A 261-nucleotide genomic window follows, 5' to 3' on the forward strand; every position below is an offset into this window, starting at 1 on the left:
GTTCATGATGGCCGAATGGTCCGACCTGCTGAAGGTGGATCGTTCGCGCAAACGGCTGGCGCAGTTCACCCTGTCGGTACCTCTGGCGATCATGGCCCCCGGCCTGGCCGCCGGGCCGGGCTTCTTCGCGCTGGGCCTGATCGCGGCATCGTTCTTCTTTCTGACCATCATCTCGCGGCGGCCCGAATATGGCGCCGGTGCCCTCTATGTCGGTCTGCCCGTCCTGTCGCTGCTCGCTATTCGGCTGCACGAGGATAGGCT

1 protein-coding gene is annotated in these 261 nt (G+C 64.8%); it reads left to right on the forward strand.

Going from position 1 to position 261, the window contains the following annotated elements:
• On the forward strand, window positions 1-261 hold a 261-nt coding region (locus AC0L2P_RS32395; protein WP_473507267.1), incomplete at both ends, for a hypothetical protein.

The organism is Mesorhizobium sp. WSM4836, from assembly GCF_055811815.1.